At 68.7% G+C, this 7,548-nt stretch carries 8 protein-coding genes; 3 read left to right on the top strand and 5 right to left on the bottom strand.

From position 1 onward, the window contains the following. Both purT and asd read right to left on the bottom strand, forming a co-directional pair. Positions 1-821: formate-dependent phosphoribosylglycinamide formyltransferase (gene purT / locus PHQ87_RS12615; RefSeq protein ID WP_300234832.1), on the bottom strand; the 821-nt coding region annotated here is incomplete at its 3' end. Between the two features lie 43 nt (positions 822-864). Beyond that, positions 865-1,728, bottom strand: coding sequence for an archaetidylserine decarboxylase (gene asd, locus PHQ87_RS12610; RefSeq protein ID WP_300234829.1), 864 nt, complete (start codon positions 1,726-1,728; stop codon positions 865-867). A 109-nt stretch (positions 1,729-1,837) separates the two neighbouring features. Between asd and PHQ87_RS12605 the strand changes: the two genes are divergently transcribed. Then, complete coding sequence (locus tag PHQ87_RS12605; protein WP_300234826.1) at positions 1,838-2,773, top strand: ATP-binding cassette domain-containing protein; 936 nt, start codon at positions 1,838-1,840, stop codon at positions 2,771-2,773. Between the two features lie 2 nt (positions 2,774-2,775). After that, on the top strand, positions 2,776-3,591 hold the full coding sequence (locus tag PHQ87_RS12600; protein ID WP_300234823.1) for an ABC transporter permease: 816 nt from the start codon (positions 2,776-2,778) through the stop codon (positions 3,589-3,591). Between the two features lie 25 nt (positions 3,592-3,616). Here the strand turns inward: PHQ87_RS12600 and PHQ87_RS12595 are convergent, their stop codons facing one another. Genes PHQ87_RS12595 through PHQ87_RS12585 form a run of 3 tightly spaced genes read right to left on the bottom strand, consistent with a single transcriptional unit; the run spans position 3,617 to position 6,842 of the window. Continuing rightward, complete coding sequence (locus PHQ87_RS12595; RefSeq protein ID WP_300234820.1) at positions 3,617-4,747, bottom strand: YbdK family carboxylate-amine ligase; 1,131 nt, start codon at positions 4,745-4,747, stop codon at positions 3,617-3,619. Between the two features lie 4 nt (positions 4,748-4,751). Then, the gene (locus PHQ87_RS12590; protein WP_300234817.1) at positions 4,752-5,939 is read right to left on the bottom strand and encodes a cation:proton antiporter; all 1,188 of its coding nucleotides are present in this window, start codon (positions 5,937-5,939) and stop codon (positions 4,752-4,754) included. A 24-nt stretch (positions 5,940-5,963) separates the two neighbouring features. Then, the gene (locus PHQ87_RS12585; protein WP_300234814.1) at positions 5,964-6,842 is read right to left on the bottom strand and encodes an SAM-dependent methyltransferase; all 879 of its coding nucleotides are present in this window, start codon (positions 6,840-6,842) and stop codon (positions 5,964-5,966) included. 55 nt (positions 6,843-6,897) lie between these two features. Between PHQ87_RS12585 and PHQ87_RS12580 the strand changes: the two genes are divergently transcribed. Beyond that, a partial coding sequence (locus PHQ87_RS12580; RefSeq protein ID WP_300234811.1) for a serine/threonine protein kinase occupies positions 6,898-7,548 on the top strand: 651 nt, incomplete at its 3' end.

Below are 7,548 nucleotides of genomic sequence, written 5' to 3'. Positions count from 1 at the left end.
TCCACGCCGAACAGGCCCAGGCCGCCGAGGTCGCCGGTCACGGCACGGGCGATCTGCTGGGCCGTGGCGATGGCGGCCGCGCTCATGCCCATGGGCTGCCAGCTCTCGACATAGTCACCGTTGACCTGCCGGTGGCCGATGGGTTCGCAGAAGTGCGTCTGGATCTGGCCGTCGGCGCCCCTGGCGCGCACCGTCAACAGGGTGATCTCGTAGTCGAAGTCGATGAAGCCCTCGACGATGACGCGACCGTGGCTGACGCGGCCGCCGGCCATGGCGTAGTCCCAGGCCCTGGCGACGTCGTCCGGGCCGTCGATCTTGCTCTGGCCCTTGCCGCTGCTGCTCATCACCGGCTTGACGATGCAGGGATAGCCGATGCCACCGTCGATGGCGGCCTGCAGCTCGGCCAGCGAGTCGCAGAAGCGGTAGGGGCTGGTGGGCAGCCCCAGGGTCTCGGCGGCCAGGCGCCGGATACCCTCGCGGTCCATGGTCAGGCGCGCGGCGCGCGCCGTGGGGATCACGGTGACCACGCCGGCCGCCTCCAGCGCCTGCAGCACGGGCGTGGCGATGGCCTCGATCTCGGGCACCACCAGCGCGGGCTTCTCGGCCTCGATCAGCGCGCGCAGCTGGTCCGGATCGCTCATGGTGATGGTGCGCGCATGGTGCGCCACCTGCTGGCCGGGCGCATTCTCGTAGCGGTCCACGGCGATGGTCTCCACGCCCAGGCGCTGCAGCGCGATGATCACTTCCTTGCCGAGTTCGCCGCTGCCCAGCAGCATGACGCGGGTGGCCGAGGGGGACAGGGGGGTGCCGAGCGTGGTCATGGTCGTACGAGGAGACAAAGGTGGAGAAAGGGGGTGACGAGGATCACGGCAAGGCATCGCCCATGGCCTCGCCCAGCCGCACCGGACGCGCAGGGGCCCAGTCGGTGTTGAAGCGGATGGTGTCGCGCGGCCAGAGCATCACGACGGTGGAGCCGAGCAGGAAGCGGCCCATCTCGGCACCCTGCGCCAGCACCTGCGGCTGCCCGTCATCGTAGGTCCATTCGCGGATACGGCCCGGCCGGGGCGGGTTGACCACGCCGTGCCAGGTGGTGGCCATGCTGCCCACGATGGTCGCGCCCACCAGCACCAGCACGAAGGGCCGGACGTCGCTGCCCGTGCCATGCGGCACGTCGAACACGCAGACCACGCGCTCGTTGCGCGCGAACAGGCCTGGCACGCCCTGCGCCGTCACCGGGTTGACCGAGAACAGCTCACCCGGCACGTGGATCATGCGCCGCAGCCGTCCTTCGCAGGGCATGTGGATGCGGTGGTAGTCGCGCGGGCTCAGGTAGATGGTGGCGAAAGCGCCGTCATCGAACCGGGCGGCGAGTCCGGCGTCACCGCCCACCAGCGCACGCGTGCTGTAGTGGTGCCCCTTGGCCTGGAAGATCTGGTCGCGTGCAATGGCACCGAACTGGCTGATCGCGCCGTCCACCGGGCAGACGAAATCGGCGTCGGCCAGCGGGCGCGCGCCGGGCCTGAGCGCCCGGGTGAAGAATTCATTGAAGCTGCGGTACTGGCGGATGTCGGCCTGCGCCGCCTCGGCCATGTTCACCTGATACCGGCGGATGAAACGTGCAATCAGCGCCTGCGTCATCCGGCCGCCCTCGGCACGGGCCACACGTCCGGCGAGCTCGGTCAGGGCGCGTTTGGGCAGCAGGTGTTGCAAAACGACGAAGGGTGACATCGGCTCGGACGGCGGGTGGCCCGGGAGACACCCGGGTGAGGTTGCGTTGCAGCAATTGTAGAGGGGGGCCCGGGCAGCGCGGCCGCCTCCCCACAGGCACAATCTCGCCATGACGTCTCCTCTGTTCAGCGCCGAACACCTGGGCAAGCGATTTGGCGGACAGCCCGTGGTCGACGACCTGTCCTTCGCCATCGCGCCCGGCGAGTGCCTGGGCGTGATCGGCCCCAACGGCGCCGGCAAGACCACCACCATCCGCATGTGCCTGGGCCTGACGGCGCCCGACACCGGCCGCGTGCACGCCTTTGGCCACGAGATGCCGCGCGATGCGCTGGCCATCAAGGCACGGCTGGGGGTGGTCAGCCAGATGGACACGCTGGACCCGGATTTCGACTGCGCCGAGAACCTGCTGGTCTATGGCCGCTACTTCGGCCTGAGAGACCAGGACATCCGCGCACGCATCCCGCACCTGCTGGAGTTTGCCGCCCTGTCGCACAAGGCGCGGGCCAAGCCCGGCGAGCTCTCGGGCGGCATGAAGCGGCGCCTGTCGCTGGCCCGCGCCCTGGTCAACGACCCGGACCTGCTGTTGCTGGACGAGCCCACCACCGGTCTGGACCCGCAGGCCCGCCACCTGATGTGGGAACGCCTGCAGATGCTGCTGCAGCAAGGCAAGAGCATCCTGTTGACCACCCACTTCATGGACGAGGCCGAGCGCCTGTGCTCGCGCCTGCTGGTGCTGGACCACGGGCGCAAGATTGCCGAGGGACGGCCGCGCGAGCTGATCGCGCAACACCTGGAGCCCGAGGTGGTCGAGGTCTACGGCCCCGGTGCCCTGGCGCTGGCCGAAGCCCCGGCGCATGAAGGCCTGCGGGCACTGGCCGCCCGGGTCGAGGTGAGCGGTGAAACCGTGTTCTTCTACGTCCCCGATGCCCAGCCCCTGCTGCAGGCCCTGGCCCCCATGCACCCGTTGCGCACCCTGCACCGGCCCACCAACCTGGAAGACCTGTTCCTGAAGCTGACCGGACGCCAGATCCGGGAGGAAGGCTGATCATGAGCCCACCCGCATCCCCCTGGTCCATCCCCCGGCCATCCATGCGGTGGTGGCCGGTGTTCCTGCGCAACCTGCTGGTCTGGAAGAAGCTGGCCATTCCCAGCCTGGTGGGCAACATTGCCGAGCCGCTGATCTGGCTGGTGGCGTTCGGCTACGGCATGGGCGCGCTGGTCGGTCAGGTCAACATGGCCACACCGCAAGGCACCGTGGCCGTGCCCTACATCCTGTTCCTGGCCAGCGGCAGCATCTGCATGAGCGCCATGAACGCCGCCAGCTTCGAGGCGCTGTACTCGGCCTTCTCGCGCATGCATGTGCAGAAAACCTGGGACGGCATCATGAACGCGCCGGTGCGCCTGGACGACGTGGTGCTGGCCGAGATGCTGTGGGCGGCCTTCAAGGCCCTGTTCACCGTTACCGCCATCCTGGGTGTGATGCTCGCGCTGGGCATCAGCCACAGCCCGAAGCTGCTGCTGGCCTGGCCCGCCCTGTTGCTGGCAGGGATCACGTTCTCGTGCATTGCGCTGATCTTCAACGCGCTGGCCAAGGGCTACGACTTCTTCACCTACTACTTCACCCTGTTCCTGACCCCGATGATGTTCCTCTCCGGGGTCTTCTTTCCACGGGAACAGCTCCCCGGGGTGGTGCATGCCATCTCGGACTGGCTGCCGCTGACCAACGCCGTGGAGCTGGTGCGCCCGCTGTTCATGGACCAGTGGCCCAGCCAGGCGATGCGGCACATCGGCGTCCTGCTGGCCTACGCCCTGGGGGCCTTCTGGCTCGCGCTGGCCCTGACCCGGCGGCGCTTCGCACGCTGAGCGCCAGGCGTTCAGCGCAGCCGCGTCACGGCGTCGGCCCCTGGCGCAGCGCCTCGACGCTGGCCCGCACCACGCCCTGCACGCTGCCGCTGCCGGCAAAGCAGCGCCGCAGGTAGCTCGCGTGGTTGCCCACCGACCCTGCCGTGCGCTCCACCTCCTCCAGTGCGGCCTGCGATTCGAGCACATCGGCGTGGTGGGAGATCTTGCGCAGCGTGGCCAGCACGTCCTCGCGGATGCTGATCTGCTCGCGCGTCCTGGGGTTGACCATCATGCCGTCCAGGCCGAAGCGGCAGGCCTGGAAGCGGTTGTAGGTATAGACCAGGTAGTCGTCCTCCTCCGGCGGCGGCTCGTTGCGCTCCAGCAGATGGCGACACAGGGCCTGCAGGTAGCAGGCCAGCGCGGCCGCGCGCTCCACCGTCAGCGGCGTGTCGCACACGCGCAATTCGATGGTGCCGTATTCGGGCTTGGGCCGGATGTCCCAGTAAAAGTCCTTCATGGACTTGACCACGCCCGTGCTCTCCATCTTGGTGAAGTAGCCATTGGCGAACTCGTCCCAGCTCAGCACGAAGGGCGCGCGACCGCTGAGCGGGAACGCGAACACCGAGTTCAGGCGTGCCGAATCGAACAGGGTGTCCACCCCCTGCGAGAACGGCGACGAGGCCGACAGCGCGATGAAGTGCGGCACGTAGCGGTTGAGCGCGTGCAGCAGGAACAGCGCCTCGTCGGGCGAGGCACAGCCCACGTGCACATGCTGGCCGAAGACCGTGAACTGCTTGGCCAGATAGCCATACAGGCCCGACAACTCCTGGAAACGCGGTTTGGAGAAGATGCGCTGCTCGAACCAGCGCTGGAACGGGTGCGTGCCGCCGCCGGCGATCTCGATGTTGAGGCGATCGCACGCGGCCACCAGCGTGTCGCGGATCTGGCGCAACTGATCCAGCAACGGTCCGTGCATGGTCTGCACGTCGGTGGCGATTTCGATCATGCTCTGCGTCATCTCGGGTGTCACGACACCCGGGAAAGGCTTGCGCCGCAACAGCTCGAGCAGGTCGTTGGCCGAGCTGGACAGGTCGTAGTCGTAGCTGTTGACCAGTTGCAGCTCCAGCTCCACCCCCAGCGTCAGCGGTTCGGAGGCCTTGAAGGTTTCCAGTGGCATCGGCTCACTCCTTGGTCACATGGGTTTCGGCCGCGGCCATCAGGCTGCGCTGGGTCACCAGCGGGCCCAGCAGTTCCTGCAGCAGCATCATGGCCGCCATCACCGTCAGCACCTCGGTGGCCGGAGCGAAACCCAGGGAGCGGGTCTGCTCCAGCAGCACGATGGTGAACACCGACATCGGCGTGAGCGCCAGCCCGGCCAGCACCCCCTTGCGCTCGGTGCTGCCCGACAGCCGCGCCGCCGCCACGTTGCAGGCCACCTTCGAGGCGGCGCGCACCAGAATCAGCAGCAACGCCAGCCGCATGCCCGAGCCCACCTCGCTCCAGTCGAGCAGCGAGGCGATGTAGACGAAAAGGAAGACGCTCAGCAGGTCACCGGCCGTGCCGAAGCCGCGTTGCGCGTTGGTCAGGTGCACCCGCCGCTCGCGCGCCACGATGCCGAAGGCCAGTGCCGCCACCAGCGGCGAGATGCGCAGGCCGTAGGTCATGGTGGTCAGCAGCACGACCGACAGCGCGAACACCACCGTCACGCCACGCTCGGAGGTCTTCTGGCGCCGCAGCAGCCAGGGCATGAGCACCCCCAGCACGGCCCCCGCCAGGAACGAGGCCAGCAGCACGTGCACGCTGCCCAGCACGGCCCCGACCAGGTCGCCCGACTGGTTCAGGTGCCAGTAGCCCACCACCAGCTTGAGCAGCAGCACCGACACCATGCAGTTGATGGCGCACAGGTGCAGCACGCGCTCCGTCACCTGCCCGGTGCTGCGCATCTCGTTGGCCACGCGCACGATGCCCGCGGGCGATGCGGACACCGACAATGCGGCGATGATCAGGCGCATGTCGGTGGCCAGGCCGAACCACGAGCTGGCGTAGTACACCAGCACGAAGGTCAGGACCGATTCCAGCAGGCCCAGCACCAGCACCCAGGGGTTGTGGCGGAACCAGCGCAGGTTGATGCGGTAGCCGAGCTCGAACAGCACCAGCGACAGCGCCACGTTGGCCAGGAACGGCAACCCCGGCACGGCGTCGGTCAGACCCGGCAGGTTGATCAGGCTGCCCACCAGGCCCACCGCCACGTAGCTCGTCACGCGCGGCACGCGCCAGGCCTCGTACAGACGCTCGCCCAGGAACCAGGCCACCAGCAGGGCCAGGGGCCAGGCCATGGCCTGCATCAGAAACGGGTAGTCCGTCACCATGCTGCTTTCTCCACAAAGGGGCGGTCAGGCCGCGAAGCGGTTGCCCAGATCGCGCAGACCGAATTCGTCCAGGAGCTGGTCCAGGCGCTCACGCGCCCGCGCCGTCGTGCCCGGCCGTGGCGGCTCGCGCCGCCGGGCCAGGATCAGCTCGTTTTTCATCGAATGCTCCCAGCCTACCAGTTCCGTCACCGTGACCTCGTAACCGTGTGCCTCCAGGCGCAGGCAGCGCAGCACGTTGGTGATCTGGCTGCCCAGCTCGCGCGTGTGCAGCGGATGGCGCCACAGCTCGGCCAGCGGCGTGCGCGAGAGGTTCAGTGCCTTGTGCCGGCGCATGCTCGCCGCCACCTCGGCCTGGCAGCAGGGCACCAGCACCATGAAACGCGCCTGCCGTGTCAGGCCGAAGTCGATCGCGTCGTCGGTGGCCGTGTCGCAGGCATGCAGGGCCGTGACCACGTCGATGCGCTCGGGCAGGTCCGGATGCGCCATGGCCTGCTGCACCGTGGTGGCCAGGAAAGCCATCCGGTCGAACCCCAGTCGCCCGGCCAGGGCGCGCGAACGCTCCACCAGCTCGGCGCGCGCCTCGACGCCGTAGACATGGCCCTCGGCCCGCCCCTGGAAGAACAGGTCGTACAGCATGAAACCCAGATAGGACTTGCCGGCACCATGGTCGGCCAGGGTCACATCGCCGCGCTCGTCCAGCGCCTCCTGCAGCAGCGGTTCGATGAATTGCAGCAGGTGGTTGACCTGCTTGAGCTTGCGCCGGGTGTCCTGGTTCAGGCGGCCGTCGCGCGTGAGGATGTGCAACTCCTTGAGCAGCTCGATGGACTGCCCCGCGCGCAGTTCCGGCAGTTGCTCCTGCAGCGTGGGCGCGGGTCTTGGTTGTCGTTGGGATGTTTTCCTCATGCGGGCATCATACGGAAGCCGTGCCGGCGCGCCGGGCGCGGCGACAATGGCACCCATGCATGCCCATGATGATGCCGCCCCCGGGGCCGACGACCATCCCTACGACCGCCTGACCCCCGATGTCGTGCTCGACGCGCTGGCCAGCGTCGGCCTGTGGGCCGATGGCCGCCTCTCGGCACTGGGCAGTTACGAAAACCGTGTCTACCAGGCCGGTCTGGAAACCCCCGTCGAAGGCCACGCACAGGTGGTGGTCAAGTTCTACCGACCCCACCGCTGGCGCGACGACCAGATCCTCGAGGAACACGCTTTTGCGGCCGAACTCGCCGCCGCCGAGGTGCCGGTGGTGGCGCCGCTGGCGTTCGGTGGTGCGACCCTGCACGCATTCGGGGGCTTTCGCTTCGCGGTCTGCCCGCGACGCGGCGGACGCCGCCCCGAGCTGGAGGACCTGGACGTGCTCGAATGGATCGGCCGTTTCCTGGCCCGCCTGCACACCGTGGGCGCCGCCGCGCCCTTCGCGCACCGGCCCGCGCTCGATGCCAACACCTTCCTGCGCGAACCCCGGCAGTGGCTGCTCGAGCACGAGGCCATCGCGCCGGAGGTGCGTGCCGCCTGGACACGCGCCTGCGACGAGGCCCTCTCACTGATCGAGGCCCATGCCGTGCTGCGGGGTGACGACGGCCCGGGCGGCATCGCGCGCCTGCGCCTG

It is taken from the genome of Hydrogenophaga sp. (genome assembly GCF_028698005.1).
In the GTDB taxonomy this organism is placed as follows: Bacteria; Pseudomonadota; Gammaproteobacteria; order Burkholderiales; family Burkholderiaceae_C; genus Hydrogenophaga.
Note: the sequence above shows the minus strand (reverse complement) of the source record. Positions and strands in the feature narration are given on the sequence as shown.